The sequence below is a fragment of the Rhodococcus sp. PAMC28707 genome (assembly GCF_004795915.1).
GTDB lineage: Bacteria > Actinomycetota > Actinomycetes > Mycobacteriales > Mycobacteriaceae > Rhodococcoides.
In genome coordinates this window covers 2,373,282-2,396,246 of record NZ_CP039253.1, presented here as the reverse complement: position 1 = coordinate 2,396,246, position 22,965 = coordinate 2,373,282, and the positions used below count along the sequence as shown (strand labels likewise).

The following is a 22,965-nucleotide window of genomic DNA, read 5'->3' as shown; positions in this document are numbered from 1 at the left end:
GCCCACCACTGCAACTACTCGAGATCGGGCGCACCGAAGCGCGGTCGTACGGCGCGGAAATCGTCTCGAGCACCGCGGTCGGTCGATTCCATGAATCCTCCCGCTGCGAGTCCGATCAGCCACAGCAGAAGATTGGTGGACCGCGTGACCGATGAAAACTCATCGCAGCAGGAGTGGGTTCCCGCGCTCTCGGGCGATCCTGGGCTAACCTCGCAGTCGGCGGATGCCCGATTGCCTCCGCCGCGCCGGCGCCGCACACGAAAGGGGAAGCCTTCGCATGGACTCGAAGGTTCTTCCGATGCACCAACTGCTGGCCGGTGTACCCAAATTGGTGGGCATTTCTTCCGCGGTCGTCGCCGGTAGTGTTCTTTTCTTCCGGGGTGACTCCTCGGTTCGCTCGATCGTCATGGCCGCGTTCGCGCTGTCGGCGATCGTCGCTATCAGTGTCGGTATTCGTCGGTACAAGCCTGCCGATGCCACGTCGTGGTGGTGCCTGTTCGGTGCATCTGCACTTTTTCTGGTCGGAGTCGGTCTCCGCGGCGACCCGACGGTCTATCCGGGCGGTGTCACCGCACTGTCCAATGCACTGACGCTGGGTGGCTATTGCCTGATCGGGACGGCGCTGGCGCGATGGGTGCTCGAACGACGGTCCAGAGACGACATCACGCCGCTCATCGATGCCGGGCTCATCTCGGTCGGCACCCTTTTCGTGTCGTGGGTGGTGCTTATATCCCCGTTGCTCGACGGCAGTGTCGGTACGGTTGCCGCGATCGGCAACGGTGTGTATCCCGCAATCGACGCAGGCATGATCACGCTTGTGACGTACCTGCTCGTCTCGTCCACGCATCGCAATCGTGCGCTTCGCCTTCTCCTCGTCGCTTTGCTCGCAATATTGGTCGGCGACCTTGCCTATGCCCAGTCTCTCTCACGCACGGTTCCGTTGTCGCCGGGACTTCTGGACGGCATTTACCTCTTCGCCTACGCCGCACTGGCCCTTGCCGCTCTCAATCCGCAGATGGCGACGATGTCGCATCGACAGAATTCCCCTCCTCTGCACAGTCGCCGTCGGGTGCTGTTCGTCGTCGCACTCCTGGCGGTGTGCGCAGCCACGTTGGTGCTCGGATCCTCGATCTCGACAGTCGATCTCGTGGTGCGGTCGGCGTTGCTCTCGGTACTGCTGATCGGGACGTTCTTGCGCGGCGAGCGCGCCATGAGCCTCGTCCAACGCAGTGAGGACGACGCCCGATACCGCGCGGCCCACGACGTGCTCACCGGGCTACCGAACCGAACGATGCTCGACGAGCAGTTTGCTCGATTGGCTCTCGCAAGCGGACGCGGGCGAATCTTCGTCCTCTTCGTCGATCTCGACAACTTCAAGACCGTCAACGATTCCTACGGTCACCGGGTGGGCGACGAGATGATCGCAGCAGCAGCCCATCGGATCCGCGCGACAGTACGGTCCTCGGACACCGTGGTGCGGTACGCAGGCGACGAGTTCATCGTCATCGGCCGCTGCACTCGTCCTGAGATGGAGGAGGTGGCGCGTTCGGTGATCGAGCGGATCTCCGAGCCGTTCGTACTCAGCGTTGCCACCACGTACATCACTGCATCCGTCGGGATCGCTGCCGCCGACAACCGCCCAAGCGATCTGGACGATCTCCTCCGCGAGGCCGACATGGCGATGTATCACGCGAAGTCGTTGGGGGCCTCCCGCTTCTCCTTCTTCGACGAGTCGTTGCGCGCGTCCTCGATCGCAGCGATCGAAACGGCAACGGCCCTGCGAGGGGCGACCCGACGCGGTGAATTGGTCGTCCATTATCAGCCGATCGTCTCGACTTCGTCACGGAGCACCGTCGTCTACGAGGCGCTGGTGCGATGGAACCGCGACGGCCGCTTACGGTCACCCGTCGAGTTCGTGCCGATCGCGGAATCCACGAATCTGATCGGTGAGATCGGGGCCTTTGTTCTGCGCACCGCACTACAGGATCTGAACGCGCTTCGGGCAGCCGGACAGAACGTCACGATGTCGGTCAATATCTCCTCGATTCAACTCCGCGACGACTCGTTGCCGAAATTGGTCTCCGACATGCTGGAAGAGTACGGCCTGTGCGGTGCAGATCTTGCTCTCGAAGTCACCGAAACTGCACTCATCGACGACGTCTTCGCTGCCAAGAAGATCCTCGACGAACTGGCAGCAATGGAAGTGTTGATCGTTCTCGACGACTTCGGCGTCGGGTACTCCTCGCTCAGCCGACTCCGCGAACTTCCCATCGCCTTGCTCAAGATCGACCGCTCCTTCGTCGCCGAGATCGGCACCAGCGAGTCCGCCGATTCACTGGTCACTGCCATCGCAGCGATGGCGCGGGCGCTGCCTGTGTCCATCGTGGCAGAGGGCGTCGAAACCGAGGAACAAGCGCGCGCGGTGGAGGCTCTGCATTGCCGTTTCGCGCAGGGATACCTCTATGGGCGGCCGGCGCCACTCGAACACTGGCTACGGACCACGCTCACCTCGGCGGACCCGGTCGGTGTCGACTTGTCGAATACCGTCGAATAGGCGACCACCGCTTGCGATGGCCGTCAGACAAACCGGTAGCCCATCCCGGTCTCGGTCAGCAGGTGGCGCGGATGCGACGGGTCGTCCTCGAGCTTGTGCCGTAACTGACCGAGATAGATACGGAGATAGTGCGTTTCGCGCCCATGGTGCGGGCCCCACACGGTCTGCAGAATCTCCTTCTGGGAGACCAATTTCCCCTGGTTTCGGACGAGGAGTTCGAGCACACCCCATTCGGTCCGAGTGAGATGGATGCCTGCTCCGTGCCGCGTCACAGTCTTGGCCGACAGATCGACGGTGAAGGAGTCGGTGACCACAACGGCCGCTTCCGCCGCATGAGGTCCGCGTCGCAGAGCTGCGCGCAGACGCGCGAGCAACTCATCCATACCGAACGGCTTGGTGACGAAATCGTCGGCACCAGCATCGAGTGCCTCGACTGTGTCGACGGAGTCGGTGCGAGCCGAGAGAACGACGATCGGCACATCGGTCCATCCGCGCAAGCCGCCGATGACGTCGATCCCGTCGATATCCGGCAGACCGAGATCGAGGATCACGATCGCGGGATGGAAGTTCGCGGCCACTCGGAGAGCCTCGGCTCCGGATGCCGCCGTCACTACCTCGTAGCCTCGCACGTTCAGATTGATTCGGAGTGCTCGCAGGATCTGCGGTTCGTCGTCGACGATGAGAACTCTCACTCGCGGCATCGCCATCGAACCGCCGTCGGGAGTGACCTCGACAGACACACCCTTGCGCATCCGTCGATCCCCTCGTCGCTCGTTGGGCCCAGCCGCTACGGATACACCGTACTTCGAGCCGATGCCCAGCTCCACACGCCTATGCCGGACGACCCGAAAGTGAATGCTCTCCAATTTTCCGACGGTGATCGATTCTGAGATCGAAATGGGACTTTCGGGACACTGCTCTCAGGTTGACGCTCTACAGTCGCTTCCAGTAGGCAGGATTGCATCGACAGAGAGAATCCACCATCAGCTATCCACACAACGCCGATACATCTCACCGAAGCCACAACCTGCGCCACGCCGCTGCAGGAACTGCATGGATACTCTCGTTTGCATACTTGTTGGCAGAGGTGTTCACGGCCGCCGCGTGGAACACCCCCTACAGCTTTGCCCAGAACTCGATCAGCTCGCTGGGTGTGACGACCTGTGACGTCGATTCGTGCTCTCCGATGCACGACGTCATGAATTCGACGTTCGTGGCACTTGGAGTGCTGACGCTCATCGGCGCCCTCTTCTTGCATCGACACATCAGAAATGGTCGAGGGAAGAAGTGGATCCTCTCACTCGCGGTCGTGATCGCGGTGAGCACTGCAGCCACCGGACTGTTCCCGGCAAACGACGGAGCGCTCATCCATTGGTCTGCGGTGTTGCCGGGATTCGTGGCAAGACATGTCGTGCTCGTGCTGATCGCATGGCACCTGTGGCACGAGAAGCGTCTGTTGGCGATCTGGTCGGCGCTGTGCGCGTTCGTCGGAGTGCTCGGAGCAGTCCTCATGCTGGCGAAGGCACTGCATTTCGGTCTCGGCGAGCGCCTCGCGCTCTACCCCTTGCCGACGTGGATGGCGGTCACCGGCACCGCGGTATTGCTGGCGTTGGCACGACGCACAGTCCTGCGGAACGTCGACTTCTCGGTGCGCGCGTTCGACCCGCGGATCTGGCCGCGCGTCTGGATCGCCCCCACTGTGGACTGCCGTCGTGACCCGCGTCCGGTGAGCGGCAAGCTCACCGTCCTGGCACCACCCAGCGTTGTCCGGGCGCACAGTACGGAGTGATGGAAGTACAGGCCGCCGCGACGTCGTTCATCGACGGATCGCGGATCTGACGCTCGAAATTCTGCCGAGAACTCCGCTCGCGAGTCATGCGGGCGACTTCAGGCTGCCGCACGCTCCACTTCGGGTTCGACCAGTTCGATCTGATCCACCCATTTGTCGGTGTACTGGAAGTGTGGGCGTCGATCGCCGATGTAGGAGCTCAGCCACGACACGACCGCGACGTACCGGTTTCTAAAGCCAACCATGTACATCAGATGCACTGCCAGCCACAGAACCCAGGCGATCGGCCCCGCAATGTCCACCTTGCCGAACAGACGCGCAACGGCACTGAATCTACCGACGATCGACATGCTGCCCTTGTCGACGTAGCGGAACGGTGTGCCTGCCTTCACCTTTCCGGTGATCATCTTGGCCGCATGCCTACCCTGCTGCATCGCGATGGGGGATTGGCCGGGGAGGCTGTTCAGTGACGTGACATCGCCGATCGCGAAGATGTCCGATGCCGAGCCGACAGTCAGGTCGTCGTGAATCAATAGTCGCCCGGCACGATCGGTGTCGCACCCTGTTCGCTCGGCGATCGTCGCGGCCAGTGCGCTTGCCTGAACGCCCGCCGACCAGATGACGGTCTTGGCTGCGATGGTGCGTACGTCCTTGGTGTCGACGTCTTTGATCGTGACGGTGTCATCGGCGATGTCGGTGACCATGGCACCGGTCACCACGTCCACCCCGGACCGCTCCAGTTTGGCGCGCGCATACTTGCTCAACCGTCCACCGTAGGCAGGCAACACATCTTTGACGCCGTCGACCAGTGTGACCGTGACGTCGTCCGGGGTGATGTCGGGGAACGAAGCGGCGAAATAGCGGTGGGCAAGATCGCGGATCTGGCCGGCAAGTTCGACACCGGTTGCACCAGCGCCGACGACGACGAAGCTCAGGAGTTCACGCTTGACGTCGATGTCCGAGGTCAGGTGCGCTTCTTCGTAGCAACTCAGGATCTGCTCGCGGAGGGCGATGGCGTCGTCGACGGTTTTGAGGGCGAATGTGCGGTCCTTGAACTCGTCATGACCGAAATATGCCTGCGTAGCGCCGGTAGCGACGATGAGGCGGCCGTACCGGATCGAACGGGTCGAGCCCGCTGCGGTGTAGGTGAGAACGTGCTGCTCGGGATCTACGTCGACGACACGACCGAGCCGGACATCGGCCGAGTCGTACTCGGCGAGGATGCGCCTGATCGGCGGGGCAATTTCTCCCGTCGAGATCATTCCGGTGGCCGCCTGATACAGCAGCGGTTGAAACAGATGCTCGGTGGTGCTGGAGATAAGCGAGAACTTCACGCCAGCCTTACCCAGAGTCTTGGCGGCAGCCAAAGCTCCGAATCCTGATCCGACGATCACGACCTCGTACTCATCCACGACAAATCCTCCTACTCGAAAGCTGTTAAGTACATGCAACGCTTCTATCCGGTCGCTATCAACGCGGAAGATCGCATAGCATCAATGAGCAGAACTCATGGATGGAGAAAATGTGGAACTACGACAGGTGAAATACTTCCTCGCCGTCGCCGAGGAGTTGAACTTTTCACGGGCCGCCGAGCGCTTCTACATCTCCCAGTCCGCAGTCAGCCTGCAGATCGCCAAACTCGAACGAGAGATGGGCGAGCCCCTGTTCGAACGGACATCCCGGTCGGTCCGATTAACTACTGTCGGAACACAATTGGTTTCGATCGCCCGGCACATGATCGATCTGGAACAGTCCGCGCTCGCATTGACTGCGCGAAAACGCAACCAACTCAGACTGACCGGCAACATGACGTTCGCCGCGAACGCGCTGGCCGCAATCGTGCGCGTGCGCGAACAACACCCCGAGGCAGAAATCGACTTCGTACTCAAACGATTCGCCGAACAGATCGAAGCAGTCATGACGGGGGATTGTCAGGTCGCCCTGATCCGAGGCAGCGTCGAAAGATCGGGATTGCAAGCAAAGGAGCTATGGACCGAGGACCTCGTGGTGGTCCTGTCCGAGCGGCATCCATTGGCCGACCGAATCGAACCGAGCCTGGAAGACCTCGCCGCCTACCCGCTACTGCTACCCAAGCGCAGCGAACAGATACTGCTCCACCGCGTCGTCGAAGGCGCGATGAAACGAAGCGGCCTGCGCCTGACCTTCGGCCCACCCGTAGCCCTCGACCACACCGCGAGCGCTGAACTGCTCAATCGCCCGGACTGCTGGTCGATCCTCTACGCCAGCACCGCCGCAGGCACCCCCACCAGCGGCCTCGTATTCCGACGTGAAGCGCAGCGTCGGTTACAACTCGCCGTATCTGCAGTCGTCGACGGCACAGTACCCGCCACCGATATTCAACGAGACCTCGTTGCGGCACTGGCGGAAACAGCACCCGAACCACAGGAGAAGTGACCGGGTCGCGTCCATTCGCAAGTGCCGAAAGTGAAGGGCATTGATAACGTCGAGGAATGTCCCACATGTCCTCCAGGGGAGCAGGCTTCGCCCTCGCAGCATTGGCAGTGATGACGGCCGGCCTGACTGTCGTTGGCGCTGAAATGCCGCCGGACAGTGACCCGAAACGTGAACCGAAATTCACCGGTGCCCGTATCTTCGACATCGACCCCGACGGAACCGTCACCGAGATCACCGACCTGGATGAAAGTTTCAGCGAGTCGATCACGGGAACCTTCGTCCCGGCGACACCGCTGCAGACCCGAGCGATCGTGCGGGAGTTCGACGCCGAAGAGGGCTGGGGTGTCCTGGACGCACCCGAATTGCCAGGTGGATGCTGGGTTCACTACTCCGATATCGACGGAACCGGTTTCAGAGCTCTCACCGCAGGTCAGCTGGTCAACGTCGAGTACGAAGATCTCCTCGCCCTCTACGGGCCGGGCGCTCAGCAGGATGGTTACGCATTTCGCGCCACACGAGTCCATTCGTGAGTCGTTGGCACCGGCACAGGATCACTGCGCTACGGGAATGACCACACCGGATGTGAGCGCTACCTGTTGCTCGGAAACTTCGGCCACACTTTCACGCAACACCAGGTAAGCCTCGTCCAACGATACGGTCGCTGACACGCTGGTCCGGTCGGAGAACTCAACGGTGGACTTGTCTCCCACCGCAATTCGAACAACCGTGGCTCCGACGGAAGGTAGCGCGGTGACTGCAGGGATTGGTGCCGGGGGATCCGACGGACCCGAGAAAACCTCGATATCGCCGCCTGGAAGGCAGACGATCGTGGAACCGTCGGAGCCGGTATATTCCCAGGACTCGACCTCTTCGCGCGAAGCCGCTTCGACGACCGTTCCGTCGTCGAACACGATCGTCAATTCACCGGACTCCGCGTAAGCGACGCTCTCGCACAGACGACCGACGAGAGCAGCGGCAAGTCGCAGCCCCTCGAACTGATTGTCCTCGTCCACCAGCACGTCACCGATCACGAACTCACTGAACGCAACGGTAGCGCCGCCGGCGAACTCGATGCTCAGATCGAAGTCCAACAGAACGCGCGTGACGCGTCGGGACTGCAGTGCAAGTTCCATCGGCGCCGGTGTCATCACTGACGACTCCAATCCAGTGAGATTTTCATTCGGCTGTTCGGTAGAGCCGCCAGAACCACACTGCCGTCACCGCCAACAAGGCAATGCCCGACCCCAGTACGCCGACAACGAGAAGCATCGTTCCGAGAGCAGCGAGGCCGATGATCCCTGCCAGCTGAAGTCCGTCGCCGATGTGCACACCAGAACTGTCCTCTGCCCTGGTCGGGGGCGCAACCTGTGGCTCGAAAGATTGCCGATTGCGGGAATTCGCCCGCAAGTAGGAGTTCGGCAGACCCGATGCGCTAGTGCGCTTTCGACCGATTGGCGAGAACGCGGGTGACCCCGAGCTGGCCGCCGACGATTATCAGACCAGCGATCAAACCGAGAATTGCGGACGCGATCGTATTGACGATCCACGCCAATATCCCTCCGATGCCGGAGATATCACCGACAGCGTCTTCGAGGTGGTGAACCAGCTGATAGATCGGATGGAAACCGAGCTCGTCGATTCCGTTGAGCAAAATATGTCCGCCGACCCACAACATGGCAGCGGTTCCGACTACGGACAGTACGGACATGACGTGCGGCATCCCACGCACCAGACTGCGCCCGAACTTTTCCAGCAACCCGGTCGAGTTCTCCGCAAGCTTCAGACCGATGTCATCCATTTTGACGATGAGCCCGACGACTCCGTAGACGAGAATGGTAATCACGACTGCAACGACTGCAAGGACGACCAAGCGGTTCCAAAAGCCCTCGCTCGCAATGGTATCGAGCGCAATGACCATGATCTCCGCTGACAGGATCAGATCTGTACGGACAGCCCCAGAGACTACGCTGTCCTCATCGCGCGGCTCGTCTGCCGCCGCCTCGTCATGCTCACCATGACCGAAGATCGCGCCCCAAATCTTGTGCACTGCTTCATAACTGAGGTAACAACCGCCGAGCATGAGAATTGGGGTCAGCAGCCACGGAAGGAACTGACTGAGCAAAAGCGCGATAGGCAGGATAATGATGAGCTTGTTGCGCAGCGAACCGATGGCGATCCGCTTGATGATGGGCAGCTCACGCTCGGCAGCAAGGCCACGAACATACTGCGGCGTCACGGCCGCATCGTCGATGACTACACCGGCGGCCTTGGCTGTCGCTTTCGCGGTCGCTGCCCCGACGTCGTCGATCGATGCAGCGGCCAGACGAGCAAGCGCTGCGACGTCGTCGAGAAGAGCAACAAGTCCACCAGCCATCACAGACCTCCAAAAAATCAGCGCGTAGAGCGTATAGACGGTCGGTTCCATGAATGCGTCTGATCTCATGAACGTCGTCGTCGGCATCGGTCGTACAGCACAATACCGGCACCGGCCCGCCCCCTATGATCGGCGACTACCGGACAACACGGACACCCGGCTGCCCTTGATCCCTGAACAACCCGGGTACCCAGTCGAAGACCCCCCGATCAGGCTCCCGGGCTGTCTCCGAACATAAGCTCGCGGCCGCTGATCTCCGTAGGGACGATTTCGACGATGTTGTATTTGGTGGTGGGAACCCAGGAGACAAGGTCGAGAGCTTCGGCTTCGGCGATTTCCGCGGAGGTGCTCAGGGTGCGGGCCGTGCCGTGCACGACAACGCTCCACCCGGAAACGCCGGGATTTATGTGATCGACTTCGAAGACGACGCGGTTCTCGATACTGAGCTCGACAAGTTTGGTGCCCTCCGCAGTCCGGAACAACAACCGACCGGCGTCGGCCAGGTAGTTGACAGGGACCACGTCGATCCGACCACCGACCGAGGTCACCAAGCGCCCCAGCCTCTCCGAACGCAGCGCATCCCAGCTCTGCTCCTCGGTGAAGACACGAACCGGCCCAGCAGGGGTATGCGCATCAGGTGCGGTCATGATCCGATTCTCTCACTCCGGGAGCGTTATTGTCTGCCGTATCGGCAACACGTTCGGGGAGCGGCCGCCCGCGCGGCCACTGAGGTCAATGATGTTGTCGGCATGTCATTTTGGGTGTCGGTTCCGTTGCTCACACACTGCCCTTCGAAGTCTGTTACACGTTGCTGTGGGGTTAGGGTCAAAGTGTCCGAGGAGTACGCGGCCGCCGTGTATCAGGGTTTTTACGAGTGTCAGTACGGCAGCAAACGGAAGAGGCAAGCAATGAAGGTTCGTGATCTTATGACCCGCGAGGTCGTGACCGCGCAACGCGACACACCGGTGCGGGAGGCGATCATGCTGTTGACCAGTAAGCGATTCGCAGCGCTACCGGTCGTCGACCGGAAGGGCGCACTGGTGGGGATCGTGTCGGAATCGGATCTTTTGGCGTTTCAGACATCGAACCCGAAAGCCGTGATCTCACCGGCAGTGGTCAGCGAGGTCGAAACAGCGGAACCACAGTGGGAAGCGTCGACCGCGGCAGCAGTGATGTTGGATCGACATGTGCGCTCGATGCCCGTCGTCGAGTCCGGGATCCTGGTTGGCGTCATCGCCCGCAGCGACGTGTTGCGAAGCCTGATCATCGGCGACAACGAGGTCATCGCCGCGAAAGTCCGCGCACTGCTCGACGACTACTCCGGCAGCACTCGGCGATGGGTGATCACAGTCCGCAGCGGTGGTGTCGTGGAGATCGGAGGGAGGTTCGACGACGACACCGAACGGCATGTCGTGCGCAGGTTGCTCTCCACCATCGACGGTGTCACCGAAGTGAACCTCGATACTCGTATTTCGGACTGACCTCGTGGGGCCGCACACGGCGGGCGGATAATTCGTGTGGCGTCTCGGAGTGGATGCGAGGAGCGTTCGGGCGGCCGTTGCCGTCCGAACGAGGAGACCATGGGGAAGGACCGACGAGGAATGTTCTGGTTGCCCAGTCTCGTTGCTCCCAAGCTGAATTCATGAAGTTGACGAACGTTTCGACGTTGCGTTCAGAGGGCGATACTGTGCGAGCTCGACATGCATCACGAAACCTCGACATCGGTCACGAAGGCCTCTCACCTCGTCCGACACATTCGATACATCCGCGTCCTCGGTAACCGTGGGACAGTATTCACATGACCCAGTTTCAGATCGACAAGACCGATCCGGCACGCACTCGGCTCATCGAGATGACTCCGGAGGACTATGCGGCGAGCATCGGTGAGGGCGATGTCCTCGTGCGGATCGACCGGTTCGGCCTGTCATCGAACAACATCACCTACGTGGTACTGGGCGATCGCTTCGGCTACTGGAAATTCTTTCCCGCCGCCCCCGGGCAGGACGACGGTGGTGACGGTGCCGAAGAGTGGGGCGTAATGCCGGTGTGGGGCTTCGGAGACGTAGTGGAGTCTCGTTGCGACAATGTCGAGGTGGGGGAGCGGCTGTTCGGCTACTTCCCGCCGGCCACGCATCTGGTGATGCACCCCGACGCTTCGAGACCGTCGGAGAGCCCGGTGCGGGACGCGTCTGCGCATCGCGAAAATCTTCCGCTCAGTTACAACACCTATGAGCGGGTGCTGCAGGAGCCGCATTACGACCCGGCCGACGACAATCTGCGGATGTTGCTCAACCCGCTGCAGATCACCGCTTGGGCGCTCTGGCAGGCGATGCGGGAAGCGGAATGGTTCGCCGCTGAACAGGTCGTCATCGTATCGGCGTCCTCCAAAACCGGCCTCGGCCTCGCCCAGGCGTTGAAGCGAGATCAGACTTCACCAGAGATCGTCGGGCTCACCTCGCCGAAAAACCGAGACTTCATCGTGAGCCTCGACCTTTACGACCGGGTCATAACCTACGACGAGATCGAGGAGTCACTCCCCCCGCGGCCCAGCGTCGTCGTCGACATGGCGGGTAGCGGCGCAGTACTCGGACGAGTGCACCGTCATCTCGGACAGGCGATGCTCCGTTCGCTCAACGTGGGCCTGACCCACTGGGATGAGGCCGGCGGTGGGACAGACATCATCCGTGAGCGCAGCGAGATGTTCTTCGCACCCGGAGTCATCGAAGAACGGATGAAGCAGTGGGGTGCCGCAGAGTTCACTCGGCAGACCCGGGAATTCCTGACACGCGCCTTTGCCGAAAGTCGAGGCTGGCTCACAATCGAGACCGTGCAGGGCCTCGATGGCATGGAAGCAAAGTACGCCGCCGTTCGCGACGGATCACTGGCTCCTGACCGGGGGATCATCGTTTCCCCTGCCCAGGGCCTCGATGCAGCGCTACAGTAACGGCTCGATTCGAATGGCATTCGGCCGCAATCTCGAACTCCGTTTCGCTGCAGCAGAGTGACCGCCCGTCGCGAGTCGTCAAGTCCAAATCTGCGGAAGTTGGACACTGCACCCAACTGAAGCGAAGTCCGCAGATCTTAGACCTGGATAGATTCGACGCACTCATCATCGAAGGAGCAAATCCGTGATTCCGTTGCCCCCGATCCGGACGAGGGCGAATCTCTCAGCTCTTGAATGAAAATACCTAGCTGGCCTGAACCGGTGGCGGACTTCGGCAGAAACCGTTCCCTAATCCCACTCGGGTCGTCGCGTCCTGGCCGGCTTGGACACTCCGGCAAATGTCCGATTTTGTCTCATCATCCGAAGATGACGGCAAGTGTCGACTTGCAACGAAGATTGATGGGACACGCCCCGCTACTTTGACGAATCTCGGGTGGGTCGACGAAGCCCGTCGAGGTAGGCGCATCGTTGCAGACTGACTTCGCATCTCACCCAAGAGCCAAGGAGCGCTGGAGGCCAGTTGGCCGTCCCGATCAATGCGACCACGAGTTCCATCTCTGATTGCAGGCAGCGCAGTTATTTTCGGCCCGCCATCGCCTGGAGACACCGGCCCACAGGGCCGAGTCAGGCGGCCCACATTTCCGACAAGGATGTATGGGTCTGTGCGTTAAGCCGCACCCACTTTAGTGATTGAAGCCAGATACGTCGATATCATTCCGCGTGGACGAAGCGCACAAACCTGTCGCTTTCGTGCAGGGGCCGAGGGGGTTTGATTCGATGGTCAAGATCGTGAGCGTAGATGAGATCAAGGATTTTAGAATATTTCACAAATGGAAACCAGGCCACGATGCACCCGAACTCGACCATGTGACCCTGGTTCACGCAAATAACGGCAGCGGAAAGTCAACTCTCGCAAGTTTGCTCAACCCCACCACCAGCGCCAGCGGATGGGACGCAGGGGTTAGCGTCACCATCGACGAAGCCGGTAGCACCCGTCAAGTTACATCCCCGGACGATCCTTGCTGGCAGAACGTCGTCGTCTTCAACCACGACTACGTAGAGAATGCAGTCCGAATCAAAAGCGGGACCACCAAGGCCCTTCTCGCACTGGGTCCGGACTCCGTCCAGCGTCAAAGCGATCTGGAAAGAGCTCAGGCAGAACTGGAAACAGTCGCCGCAGATCTGGCCAACTCTCAGAACAGTGTCACGCGTGCCGAGCGTTTGCTGAGCACACGTGCCAAAGCGGCCGCAGACGAAATCAATACATCGCTCGCCTACCGCTACGGGCGCGGCTACAACGCCGCCAACGTCAAGAAGGAAATCGAAACAGGACTCGATGACGCTGTACGCAAGGGCATCGACGAGAATGCGCTCCTCAGTCGTGCCTGCGCCACTGAGAAGGAGTGCCTGCAGCCGCTGCCGACCACACCGCCGCCGCCACCTGTCTCAGTACACACGATCCGAGTAATACTCTCCGAAGTGCCAGTGGTGTCGCACGGCGAACGCACCGACCTCACCCCTCGTGCGCGTGACTGGCTCGAGACCGGCACCGCCCTGCACAACGCCGAGGACTCGTGCATGTTCTGCACAGGTACCGTCACCCAAGGGCGACTCACCGAGCTGCAAACTTTACTCACACACGCCGAAAACAGCCTCTCCGAACGCGCCCGCCGAATGGCGCAACAATTGAAGACGTATCTCGACACCGTGCAGCAGTGGATGTCCGCTCTCCCCCGTTCCAACGCCGGCGTGTACGACGACCTCGGCAAGACATGCACCAGCGCGCTCGATACCGCTCGGATCTCCGGCGAACAACTCCACTTCGCCGTGACCAACGCCCACACAGCGCTGACTGCCAAAGCCGAAGACGTCCATACCAACCCGACCTTCGAGATCCCGACCGTCGGCAGCATTGAAATCAACTCCGATGCCGATCGGACCGGCATCGACAGCGAGTGGCCGACACTCGTCATCGAGCCACTTCAGGGCGTCATTACCGAACACAACGCTCGGACAGCCGCATTCGCGAGCGAGAAGACCGCGGCCGCCAAGTGCTACAAACTGTTCGTTCTCGGAACACACCAGGAACGATACCGAGCCGCACACGCCAGCGTCACGGCTGCGCGCGAGCAGCAGCAGACACTCACCGAAGAATCCACCCGACTCAATGTCCTCGTCGGAGACCTCAGCGGCGGAGAATTCGACCCCGGACCCGGGGTCAAGTGGCTCAACGACGAACTTCGTCGCCTACTCGGACGCGACGAACTCCAACTCCAGGTGCTCGATGACCGGAACTACTCCATCACCCGCTACGGAGCAAAAGTCGACCACCTCAGCGAAGGCGAGAAGACCGCACTCGCTCTCCTGCACTTCCTCGGCTCCCTCGACGACAAAGGACGCGGTACCCAAAACCTGTGTGTGGTCATCGATGACCCGATCTCCAGCCTCGACAGCGACATCGCGTTCGGTGCCTCTGCTGTGCTTTGGGGCAACCTTCTCGGCAGGCTTAGTTGCCGCTGCGGACACGACGAACACTGCACATGCAGAACGGGTAAACGTATGCGCGTCGATCAGCTCATCCTCTTCACACACAACTTCGACTTCTTCCGGCACTGGTCCAACCAACTCGACCGTCTACCTCCACAACTCTTCAAAAACAACAGCGGACTGTCCTACGTTCAACTAGAACTGCGGCCACGCTGGCGCACCGCCACCGCCGCCACCATCAATCGCCGCCGCACCCCCGAATGGTCTACCTTCGGAGCTACCGGACGCCCCTATAAAGGTTCAGGCCCTGACGTATACAAGGAACGCACGCGTTTGCGGTCGGAATATCACTACCTCTTCGCTCGCTGCGCGACGGCACTGACAACCCTTAACATCGGATCGGCAACTTACGACGAACAAATGGATGCCGAAGCCCTCCTCCCCAATGCCAGCCGGCGTCTCCTCGAAGGCTTTCTCGCACATCGGCACCCCGAGAAGATGGGCGGAAGATTTCGCGACAGCCTGAAAGCCGGGATCCCCCACAACGCGGACAACCCCACCCGGGTCGTTCTCGACACCTACCTCAACAGGTATTCCCATAACGAAGAGGCGACCATGGGGACACCCCTGCACCGCCCCGAAACGGCAAAGATGCTTGCCTTCGTTTTCGACTACCTGCACCGCCTCGACCCTCGCCATTTTCACGGCATGTGTATTGCCCTGGGTCTCGACCCACACAAGCTCCTTCCCCCACGAGCCACCCCGTACTCGCACGAAGAACTAGCCGGCAGAACATTGTGCATGGACACCCAATGCCCACTTACATCCTTGCAGGACATTGACGCACGATCGGACGACACTGTCTCGATGTAGCGGGTTACAACGAGTTGGCGTCGGTTCGTGGTTTTTCAGTAAATCTACGGTCATTGAGGAGGCTTCTCCTGATGTGGTGGTGGTGCCGAATCGGCACACTCTCGATTGATCGAGCCGACCGTAGGGCACGTATGTCCACCGAGAGTTGCGCACAAAGTGCCGAGCAGGGTTGCCGACGTTCTTGTAATCGCTGAGCACCGGCTCGCCTGCGGCGACGGTCACGGGTGCGGCTCTGCGGGAGGTTATCCGAGCCGTGCGTTCTTGGCGTTCGGTGAACCGGCCGCGCATCCCTCAGCAACTGCCGTCGACGACATTCCGTACATCCCCCAGGACCGAAGCATCGACTCCGAGTGCCAGATCGAATGTTTGCCCGCCCCAACTTCGGGCAGAAGGCCACCGACATGCCGGTCAACGGCACCCCGCACGCGAACCTTCCGTCGCGACCGACAAAGCTGCTTCAAAACATTGTCTCGCGGATCGCCCGCCTCGACGCGGGTCCACAGCTAGGCGTCGATGTCGCAAACGTACCGGCGCACAAGGGCAATTCACCATTGACACTCGCGATACGATGCATCGTATGGCGAAGCAAGGGCGCGATACGCGCGGGCTGGCTCGTTTCGGTGAGCCAGGACTGCTGGTACTGCTGTCCCTCAGCGGAGGGGCCAAGCACGGTTATGCCATCACCGCCGACGTCCTCGAACAGACTGGGCTCCAATTAGGTCCGGGAACTCTATACGGCGCGTTGACCAAAATGGTTGACCTAGGGCTTATATCCCCACTGCCTTCGGATGACCGACGACGACCGTACGAAATCACCATGTCAGGCCGCGAAGCACTGACAGCGCAAATCACCACCTGGTCTCGAATAGTCGACACTGGCCGGACCCGGCTGGCCCCGGCATGATCACGCTGCTTCTCGCGCTGCATCCAAAATCGTGGCGGAGTCGCTACGGCGATGAGTTTCGGGCCCTGCTCGAGGCCCGGCCGATGACGTCGGCGGTGGTGCTCGACGTGCTTGGCAATGCTGCCCGCCAACAGGTTCACTCTCACCCAATTCTGCTTCACATAGCTATGGCGATGGCACTCTCTGCTGGGGTGGAGTGGGTAGCGCTGACCCATCAGTTGACCGACAACATTCTCTGGGCACCCGACAGCGGACCGAGTGCTGTGCTTCTTGCTGCGCTGCTGCTGCCGTGGCTACCGCTCGCCACCGACCTCGTTGCCGCAACACGGCAACGACGACCGCGCGAACGACTTCTCCCATGACGACGCAGCGACCTCGTGCGGTGACAGTGCTGCGCTGGTTCGGACTGGTCTTGCTGGCGGTGATCGCAGTGTTCTTCGTGGCACGGGCAGTGGTGGAGATCGCCACCACCGACCCCGCCCGCCCCGAATCGTACGAACAGGACTGGGGCGGACCGCATTATCTCGGGGTGGTTGCCGTGCATGCGGGACCAGGACTACTCATCCTGCTATCAACCGCTCTGTGGTTACGGCGCTTAACCCACCAAAGAAAGACCCACCGCAGCAAGGAATGACACCGATTCAACTGGGCGCGCAGATCATCGAGCGGAGGAATTGAGGTATGGACGAACAGCTCGTTGCAGACTCCTACAGTCGGTAGTAGATGTCGAGATGCAGCGAAGATTGACGGCACACGCCATTGCGCTTCGGCAGAAGTTGGGTGTGGCGGGGAGGCCCGCCAAAGTAGGTGGTTCGCCCGTAAACGGATTGCCTGCCGTTGAACCGGATGCCCACCGGAACAGTCGACAACGTCGGTCTTTTCTGCGCTATCGTCCCCATATGGGCGTCGATTCCCGCGCGGCTTCCGGGTTCCGCGCGGTCGCAGAGGACTACGAGACTGGACGACCGACGTACGCCGATGTGTCGATCGACCGAATTTTCACTGACCTAGAACTCAGCATTGGCAGTCGAGTCCTCGACCTCGCCGCAGGAACCGGGCAGCTCTCTCGGTTGTTCCGCAGCCGCGTCGGCAGCGTAATCGCGGTCGAGCCCGTGCATGGGATGCGCGAACGAATCAAGACAACTATGCCTGGCATCACGGTGCTCGACGGGACCGCTGAGTCCATTCCACTGCCGGACTCAGACGTCGATGTAGTCGTTGTCGGCGAAGCTTTCCACTGGTTCGAAACAGCAACGGCTACCAGCGAAATCGCCCGAGTCCTCAAACCCTCGGGAGGTCTCGGGCTTTTGTGGAACACACCCATATGGACGGTGGACACCACGCCCTGGCTGGAGGACCTCCGGCGCATACTTTCGCACCACAAGGAGTCGGCAGGCGAGTACCCGGCCGGCGTCACTTGGCAGAAGGCACTCGAGAGCACTCGTTTGTTCGAGACCCTCCAGCACACCAATGCGACGCACGAACAGTCACTCGGGCACGATGCTTTTCTCGCCCAGGTGGCATCGTGGAGTTGGGTTGCCAATCTTCCAGAAGCAGCACGGCGAACAGCGCTGAACGACGTTGCTGAACTGGTTCGCCCACTCGGCCGCATCGTTATCCCGTATCGCACTGATCTGTATGTCGGACGTCGTCAATCGGTCCCGATAGACGACATCCGACCCTGAATCGGGTGTTCCCGTGTGGGTGGTCCGGCCAAATTCCGAACAGCGGAGCTGAACGGACCCACGTCAGACGCGGATCCTCCGCCACCAACCTCGCAAATCTGGCGTCGCATCTGGCTAATCTTCGGCGCAAATCGACAGCGACAAAAACTACCCCCGCGCCATATCCACAAACCTGGACAGGTGAAGCTGGTGCGCCACAGTGATTGTCGCGGTCGGACCGTTACGGTGCTTGCCTAGAATCAGGTCGGCCTCGCCGCCGCGGGGGTCGTCACGCTCGATCGCGTCGGGACGGTGCAGCAGGATGACCATGTCGGCGTCCTGCTCCAACGAGCCGGACTCACGAAGATCGGACACCATAGGCTTCTTGTCGGTTCGCTGTTCCGGGCCACGGTTGAGCTGACACACCGCAACCACGGGACATTCGAGTTCCTTGGCCAACAGCTTGAGCTGGCGGGAGAAGTCCGAAACTTCCTGCTGCCTCGACTCGACCTTCTTGCCGGACGACATCAGCTGAAGATAGTCCACCACAATGAGTTTCAGGCCGTTGCGCTGCTTGAGACGACGGGCTTTGGCACGGATCTCCATCATCGTGAGGTTCGGTGAGTCGTCGACGAACAACGGCGCTTCACTGATCTCACTCATACGACGCGCCAGACGAGTCCAGTCTTCGTCGGTCATCTTTCCGGAGCGCATGTCGCCGAGCTTGATTCCGGCCTCGGCCGACAGCAGTCGCATCACAATCTCGGTGCGGCTCATTTCCAGCGAAAAAATGACACTTGGCATGCCGTGCTTTATGGAGCACGAACGCATGAAATCCATCGAAATTGTTGAGTTGTGCGTCGGGATCATCGACTCACTGGCCAGGTAGAGGTGATCGGCATTGTCGACCTCGACGCAACGCACTGGAACGGAGTCGACCTTGCGGACGTTGACGATGAAGCGAGATCCGGAGCGTACAGACGAGCTCGCTGCGCGACGCTCCTTGTGCAGTATCTGCTTTCGATGCAAACCGAATACCACGTCATCGGTCGCGAAGGTCAAGGCATAGGCCGTCGACGACGCCTCGCTACGCCCCTTTACTCGTTTCGTCGACATCTGCACGCGATAGCCGAGGCTGGCGACGAGTTCGCGAACACCCTTGACAAGACGCTCACTGGTCACGCAGAACTGAGCCGACCCGCCAGCGGTCACCGTTCCATCGGTATCGAGCAGGCCCGCGAGGAGTGCTCGACGTTGACTTTCAGAGGCACGCAGGTACTCGCTCGGGATGTGCTTGTCGCCGAGTACTCCAATAGTCCGCAGGCGCGCCCGAACCGTTCCGACCGTATTCCAGCAGATCTGGCAGCGACGCAGCCCAGTGGTCCGTTCTCCACAGTCGACACAGGTTGGAGCTGCTACCGGTTCTGACATGAAACGCGCTTTGCCGCCACACGACTGCCCGCACGTACGAACATTCAACGGAAACGGAACGAACTCCTTCCCGCATACGACGCAGTCTTTCGAATCCACGGTCTCAGCCGGTAACTGAATCTTGTATCGCAGCGCAGCAGAGCTCGACTTCGTCACCTCTAAGCCTTCGCCCTCGATACGAGTGATGATCTCGGGATCAGCGCTCGTGATCTGAGCGCACGCAGAGGTACCGTCGCCGAGCCAAGCGCCCAACGTATACGGCGGCACCAACAGTTCGCGCTCGGGGAGCTGCAAGGCCTCGGCATTAACCACCGAGTGGTTGATGCGAGCGTCTTTGGTGTTGCAGCGAGCCGTCCGAGCAATCTCTTCGGTTGTGCGTACTTCAGCAAAAGTTCGCTGATTGCGCGTGCGGTTGTATCCGACTGCAGCGGCCTGGGCGGACTTCCGTGACGCGCGAGTATCTGTCAACCACTGGTGCTGCGCGTCTGCAACGATCACTGTGCCGTCGGAGAACTCGAGTTCGAAGCACGGGCGGTCGACCATGACGTCGGTGGTTGCAACGACGCGGGTGGGCCTGCCGTGGGCATCGATCAGTTGGTCACCCACCATCACTTCACCCATGGTGGTCCAGCCATCGGGCGTAGGCAGGGGAGTATCGAGTGCCAATGCCTTGCCCACGCCAGGACGTGCGGCAACAATAATCATCTGACCTGGGTGAAGACCGTTGGTGATTTCGTCGAGTTCCGCGAATCCGGTGGGGACACCGAGCGAAATTCCTCCTCGACTGGCGATCGAGTCGATCTCGTCCATGGTCGGCTGGAGTAGCTCTTCGAGGGGGATGAAGTCCTCCGAAGTGCGACGCTCGGTGACCTCGTAGACCTCGGCCTGCGCCCGGTCGACCACCTCGGCCACATCCTGGCCGTCGGCTCCGGCGTAGCCGAACTGAACGATGCGTGTGCCGGCCTGCACGAGCCGCCGCAGAATCGACTTCTCCGCGACGATCTCCGCGTAGTAGCCGGCATTGGCAGCCGTCGGCACCGTCTGAGTGAGCGTGATCAGGTAAGGCGGGCCGCCGATCCGCTTCAGTTCGCCGCGCCTGTCCAGTTCGGCCGAGACGGTGACGGGGTCGGCGGGCTCACCGCGGCTGTAGAGGTCGAGAACGGCGTCGTAGATGTTCTGGTGAGCCGGACGGTAGAAGTCGCCGGGACGAAGCACCTCGAGGACGTCAGCGATGGCGTCCTTGCTCAGGAGCATGCCGCCCAGTACCGATTGCTCTGCCGCCATGTCCTGGGGGGGCTGCCGACCGAAGTCCTCGCCTGGGGCCTCTCGTGGTGCCTCGGAGGAGTAATTCGATTGACCTCGATCATCTACAACAGCCACCGAATTCGACCGTCCTTCCTGTCGGAAATCACCATCGTCGTTTTAGCCCGGCGACGTACTGCAACAAGACGTACTGCAACAAGTTGTACCCCTCGACTACGACACCCCCGAGTACAGAGCGCCGCCGCCATCGAACACACCCACCTGTGCGGTGGAGAGACGCTCGAGGGACGTTAGGTGTTCTCGTCGTCAGCCACAACACGGCCTGTGGATGAACCTGTGGAGTAATTGTGGATAGTTCCCGCTAACCGTGTTGACCACCTGGGGATAACCTGGGTATAACTTTTTCAATTTTGGCTATATCGGCAGCTCGAAGCATGTACATAAAGTTTCTCTCCTGTGTATGGACTAATTCGCGGCGTGTCGCCAGAGTTGACAACTCGGGCGTGTTGAGTAAACAGCAGGTGAATTTGATAGTGAATTAGATCACAGTGTCTGGGAACACTCACTAAAGCGGGTAACAGGATTGGTCTGTGCCAGATTTACCGATTCACACACGAATCCGGGCCGGGACTTCTATCGACTCGACTTTCCGAAGCATCGATCTCGGCCTCGACATTCGGCAAGATCCGCCGATTCGACGTCAGGTGACGTCAGATTCCGACCGCCGTGCTGCCCGCCCAGAGGGACCTGACGACACCAACCCCGCTCTGTGATCACCGGACCACGTCGGGCGGCACAAGGGCTCATGCGCGACCCCAGCGCTTCCGCGTCCGCGCCCCGCTCGTGCAGACCGGGCAAGACAAGAAAAGGCCCCACGAACGAGAGTTCGTGGGGCCTTTCTCAGCCGATATGGCCGAAAGCTGCAAATCAGCTTCCGACGACATCCAGCTTGAACTTTGCGGTCACATCGGGGTGCAGGTTGACGACGATGTCGTGGCCACCCGTGCTCTTGATGTGAGCCTTCGGCAAATCGATGCTGCGCTTGTCGACGATCGGGCCGCCCGCTGCCTTGAGAGCAGAAGCGACGTCCGCAGCCGTGACCGAGCCGAACAGCTTGCCCGAATCGCCTGCAGTCTTCACTGCCAGCTTCACGGACTCGAGTCCTTCGATTGCCTGCTTGAGCTCGTTGGCGTGCTCGAGTCCGCGGACGGCACGAGCTTCCTGAGCGCGGCGAATGCCCTCTACCTGCTTCTCAGCTCCGCGAGTGGCCAGGATGGCCAACTTGCGGGGCAGCAGGAAGTTGCGGCCGTATCCGTCCTTTACCTCGACGGTGTCGCCCGGCGTACCGAGGTTGTCAACATCAGCGGTGAGGATCAGCTTCATGAGTGATCTCCCTTTCTATCGTGCCGTCGCGGCGTAAGGAAGCAATGCAACCTCACGCGAATTCTTCACGGCAACGGCCACGTCGCGCTGATGCTGGACGCAGTTGCCGGTGACTCGACGCGCGCGGATCTTGCCGCGGTCGCTGACGTACTTACGCAGCAGCGTCGTGTCCTTGTAATCGATCGACGCGTCCTTTTCCTTGCAGAAGGAACACGCTTTCTTCTTGAGCACCTTGTCGCGCAATGGCGGTTTTGGCATGGTCTTTCTCCGTTACATCTGGGTGTTCTCGATCTTTCAAGGATCTAGAACGGGGGTTCGTCGTCTCCGCCGCGAGCTCCACCGAACGAACCCGACGCCTGAGGCGCACTGCCCCAAGGGTCGTCTCCGCCGCTGGGTGCCGAGTTGGCGTTGGACGACGGGCGTCCGCCGCCTGATCCACCTGAGGAACCGGAGCCGCCGCCGCCGAAGCCGCCGCCTGCTCCACCACCACCGCGATTGGCCTTGTTGACCTTGGCGGTGGCGTAGCGCAGAGATGGGCCGATCTCATCGACCTCGAGCTCTACGACAGTCCGCTTTTCGCCCTCACGCGTTTCATATGAACGCTGCCTGAGCCGTCCGGTCACGACTACTCGCGCACCGCGGGTCAAGCTCTCGGCCACATTCTCCGCAGCTTCACGCCAGATGTTGCAGCGCATGAATAGTGCGTCTCCGTCTTTCCATTCGTTGGACTGACGATCGAAAGTGCGGGGCGTGGACGCAACGGTGAAGTTGGCCACGGCCGCGCCGGCCGGGGTGAAACGAAGCTCTGGATCTGCCGTCAAGTTCCCGACGACGGTGATGACGGTCTCGCCTGCCATGGTTCCTCTTTCAGTAGAAAGTCATTG

At 60.7% G+C, this 22,965-nt stretch carries 21 protein-coding genes; 11 read left to right on the top strand and 10 right to left on the bottom strand.

Annotated elements, in window-relative coordinates:
• Positions 1-277 precede the first annotated feature (277 nt).
• Positions 278-2,554, top strand: coding sequence for an EAL domain-containing protein (locus E5720_RS10775; protein ID WP_136170654.1), 2,277 nt, complete (start codon positions 278-280; stop codon positions 2,552-2,554).
• A 23-nt stretch (positions 2,555-2,577) separates the two neighbouring features.
• On the opposite strand, the gene E5720_RS10770 is transcribed toward E5720_RS10775, so the two are convergent.
• On the bottom strand, positions 2,578-3,261 hold the full coding sequence (locus E5720_RS10770; RefSeq protein ID WP_136172596.1) for a response regulator: 684 nt from the start codon (positions 3,259-3,261) through the stop codon (positions 2,578-2,580).
• Positions 3,262-3,629: 368 nt separating this feature from the next.
• Here E5720_RS10770 and E5720_RS10765 point away from each other — a divergent pair, with 368 nt between their 5' ends.
• Positions 3,630-4,343: a DUF998 domain-containing protein gene (locus E5720_RS10765; RefSeq protein ID WP_136172595.1), complete on the top strand. Its 714-nt coding sequence runs from the start codon at positions 3,630-3,632 to the stop codon at positions 4,341-4,343.
• Between the two features lie 98 nt (positions 4,344-4,441).
• Here E5720_RS10765 and E5720_RS10760 read toward each other — a convergent pair whose 3' ends face one another.
• Positions 4,442-5,755, bottom strand: coding sequence for an NAD(P)/FAD-dependent oxidoreductase (locus E5720_RS10760; protein ID WP_136170653.1), 1,314 nt, complete (start codon positions 5,753-5,755; stop codon positions 4,442-4,444).
• A 97-nt stretch (positions 5,756-5,852) separates the two neighbouring features.
• Between E5720_RS10760 and E5720_RS10755 the strand changes: the two genes are divergently transcribed.
• Together E5720_RS10755 and E5720_RS10750 are read left to right on the top strand one after the other, a co-directional pair.
• Entirely contained in the window at positions 5,853-6,758 is a 906-nt protein-coding gene (locus tag E5720_RS10755) for a LysR substrate-binding domain-containing protein (protein ID WP_247595905.1), read from the top strand.
• A 65-nt stretch (positions 6,759-6,823) separates the two neighbouring features.
• Positions 6,824-7,288: a cold shock domain-containing protein gene (locus E5720_RS10750; RefSeq protein WP_247595904.1), complete on the top strand. Its 465-nt coding sequence runs from the start codon at positions 6,824-6,826 to the stop codon at positions 7,286-7,288.
• A gap of 21 nt (positions 7,289-7,309) precedes the next feature.
• On the opposite strand, the gene E5720_RS10745 is transcribed toward E5720_RS10750, so the two are convergent.
• From E5720_RS10745 to E5720_RS10735, 4 genes are all read right to left on the bottom strand, one after another.
• Positions 7,310-7,906, bottom strand: a complete 597-nt coding sequence (locus tag E5720_RS10745; protein WP_247596315.1) for a DUF6188 family protein — start codon at positions 7,904-7,906, stop codon at positions 7,310-7,312.
• Between the two features lie 28 nt (positions 7,907-7,934).
• Positions 7,935-8,087: a hypothetical protein gene (locus E5720_RS21680; protein WP_168708250.1), complete on the bottom strand. Its 153-nt coding sequence runs from the start codon at positions 8,085-8,087 to the stop codon at positions 7,935-7,937.
• A 103-nt stretch (positions 8,088-8,190) separates the two neighbouring features.
• The gene (locus E5720_RS10740; protein ID WP_136170651.1) at positions 8,191-9,132 is read right to left on the bottom strand and encodes a DUF808 domain-containing protein; all 942 of its coding nucleotides are present in this window, start codon (positions 9,130-9,132) and stop codon (positions 8,191-8,193) included.
• Positions 9,133-9,341: 209 nt separating this feature from the next.
• Positions 9,342-9,779 (bottom strand): pyridoxamine 5'-phosphate oxidase family protein, encoded by a 438-nt coding sequence (locus E5720_RS10735; RefSeq protein ID WP_136170650.1) that lies wholly within the window; start codon positions 9,777-9,779, stop codon positions 9,342-9,344.
• A 279-nt stretch (positions 9,780-10,058) separates the two neighbouring features.
• Here E5720_RS10735 and E5720_RS21675 point away from each other — a divergent pair, with 279 nt between their 5' ends.
• The 7 genes from E5720_RS21675 to E5720_RS10700 all read left to right on the top strand — a co-directional run bounded on the left by E5720_RS21675 (position 10,059) and on the right by E5720_RS10700 (position 18,025).
• Entirely contained in the window at positions 10,059-10,613 is a 555-nt protein-coding gene (locus E5720_RS21675; protein WP_168708330.1) for a CBS domain-containing protein, read from the top strand.
• Positions 10,614-10,930: 317 nt separating this feature from the next.
• A complete protein-coding gene (locus E5720_RS10725) occupies positions 10,931-12,076 on the top strand; it encodes a DUF2855 family protein (protein WP_136170648.1) in 1,146 nt (381 codons plus the stop codon).
• A gap of 789 nt (positions 12,077-12,865) precedes the next feature.
• The gene (locus E5720_RS10720; protein WP_168708329.1) at positions 12,866-15,436 is read left to right on the top strand and encodes an AAA family ATPase; all 2,571 of its coding nucleotides are present in this window, start codon (positions 12,866-12,868) and stop codon (positions 15,434-15,436) included.
• A gap of 577 nt (positions 15,437-16,013) precedes the next feature.
• Positions 16,014-16,340, top strand: coding sequence for a PadR family transcriptional regulator (locus E5720_RS10715; protein ID WP_136170646.1), 327 nt, complete (start codon positions 16,014-16,016; stop codon positions 16,338-16,340).
• Positions 16,337-16,702 (top strand): hypothetical protein, encoded by a 366-nt coding sequence (locus tag E5720_RS10710; protein ID WP_136170645.1) that lies wholly within the window; start codon positions 16,337-16,339, stop codon positions 16,700-16,702. The genes E5720_RS10715 and E5720_RS10710 overlap by 4 nt, the downstream gene beginning before the upstream one ends.
• On the top strand, positions 16,699-16,974 hold the full coding sequence (locus E5720_RS10705) for a hypothetical protein (protein ID WP_136170644.1): 276 nt from the start codon (positions 16,699-16,701) through the stop codon (positions 16,972-16,974). The genes E5720_RS10710 and E5720_RS10705 overlap by 4 nt, the downstream gene beginning before the upstream one ends.
• A 265-nt stretch (positions 16,975-17,239) precedes the next feature.
• Positions 17,240-18,025 carry a class I SAM-dependent methyltransferase gene (locus E5720_RS10700; protein WP_168708328.1) on the top strand — a complete coding sequence of 262 codons (786 nt, stop codon included), beginning with the start codon at positions 17,240-17,242 and terminating at the stop codon, positions 18,023-18,025.
• A gap of 147 nt (positions 18,026-18,172) precedes the next feature.
• On the opposite strand, the gene dnaB is transcribed toward E5720_RS10700, so the two are convergent.
• The 4 genes from dnaB to E5720_RS10680 form a co-directional block, all read right to left on the bottom strand.
• The gene (gene dnaB, locus E5720_RS10695) at positions 18,173-20,815 is read right to left on the bottom strand and encodes a replicative DNA helicase (protein WP_136170642.1); all 2,643 of its coding nucleotides are present in this window, start codon (positions 20,813-20,815) and stop codon (positions 18,173-18,175) included.
• A gap of 810 nt (positions 20,816-21,625) precedes the next feature.
• On the bottom strand, positions 21,626-22,081 hold the full coding sequence (gene rplI / locus E5720_RS10690) for a 50S ribosomal protein L9 (protein WP_136170641.1): 456 nt from the start codon (positions 22,079-22,081) through the stop codon (positions 21,626-21,628).
• Between the two features lie 15 nt (positions 22,082-22,096).
• On the bottom strand, positions 22,097-22,339 hold the full coding sequence (gene rpsR, locus E5720_RS10685; protein WP_084345822.1) for a 30S ribosomal protein S18: 243 nt from the start codon (positions 22,337-22,339) through the stop codon (positions 22,097-22,099).
• A 44-nt stretch (positions 22,340-22,383) separates the two neighbouring features.
• Positions 22,384-22,938, bottom strand: coding sequence for a single-stranded DNA-binding protein (locus E5720_RS10680; RefSeq protein WP_136170640.1), 555 nt, complete (start codon positions 22,936-22,938; stop codon positions 22,384-22,386).
• Between the last annotated feature and the right edge of the window lie 27 nt (positions 22,939-22,965).

Excerpts from the sequence above, each read along its gene's own strand:
- E5720_RS10745 (WP_247596315.1), bottom strand. The coding sequence starts at position 7,906 with ATGACACCGGCGCCGATGGAACTTGCACTGCAGTCCCGACGCGTCACG.
- rpsR (WP_084345822.1), bottom strand. The coding sequence starts at position 22,339 with ATGCCAAAACCGCCATTGCGCGACAAGGTGCTCAAGAAGAAAGCGTGT.
- E5720_RS10710 (WP_136170645.1), top strand. The coding sequence starts at position 16,337 with ATGATCACGCTGCTTCTCGCGCTGCATCCAAAATCGTGGCGGAGTCGC.
- E5720_RS10775 (WP_136170654.1), top strand. The coding sequence starts at position 278 with ATGGACTCGAAGGTTCTTCCGATGCACCAACTGCTGGCCGGTGTACCC.
- E5720_RS10750 (WP_247595904.1), top strand. The coding sequence starts at position 6,824 with ATGTCCTCCAGGGGAGCAGGCTTCGCCCTCGCAGCATTGGCAGTGATG.
- E5720_RS10725 (WP_136170648.1), top strand. The coding sequence starts at position 10,931 with ATGACCCAGTTTCAGATCGACAAGACCGATCCGGCACGCACTCGGCTC.
- E5720_RS10770 (WP_136172596.1), bottom strand. The coding sequence starts at position 3,261 with ATGGCGATGCCGCGAGTGAGAGTTCTCATCGTCGACGACGAACCGCAG.
- E5720_RS10700 (WP_168708328.1), top strand. The coding sequence starts at position 17,240 with ATGGGCGTCGATTCCCGCGCGGCTTCCGGGTTCCGCGCGGTCGCAGAG.
- E5720_RS21675 (WP_168708330.1), top strand. The coding sequence starts at position 10,059 with ATGACCCGCGAGGTCGTGACCGCGCAACGCGACACACCGGTGCGGGAG.
- E5720_RS10705 (WP_136170644.1), top strand. The coding sequence starts at position 16,699 with ATGACGACGCAGCGACCTCGTGCGGTGACAGTGCTGCGCTGGTTCGGA.
- E5720_RS10715 (WP_136170646.1), top strand. The coding sequence starts at position 16,014 with ATGGCGAAGCAAGGGCGCGATACGCGCGGGCTGGCTCGTTTCGGTGAG.
- E5720_RS10680 (WP_136170640.1), bottom strand. The coding sequence starts at position 22,938 with ATGGCAGGCGAGACCGTCATCACCGTCGTCGGGAACTTGACGGCAGAT.
- rplI (WP_136170641.1), bottom strand. The coding sequence starts at position 22,081 with ATGAAGCTGATCCTCACCGCTGATGTTGACAACCTCGGTACGCCGGGC.
- E5720_RS10755 (WP_247595905.1), top strand. The coding sequence starts at position 5,853 with ATGGATGGAGAAAATGTGGAACTACGACAGGTGAAATACTTCCTCGCC.
- E5720_RS10735 (WP_136170650.1), bottom strand. The coding sequence starts at position 9,779 with ATGACCGCACCTGATGCGCATACCCCTGCTGGGCCGGTTCGTGTCTTC.
- E5720_RS10740 (WP_136170651.1), bottom strand. The coding sequence starts at position 9,132 with ATGGCTGGTGGACTTGTTGCTCTTCTCGACGACGTCGCAGCGCTTGCT.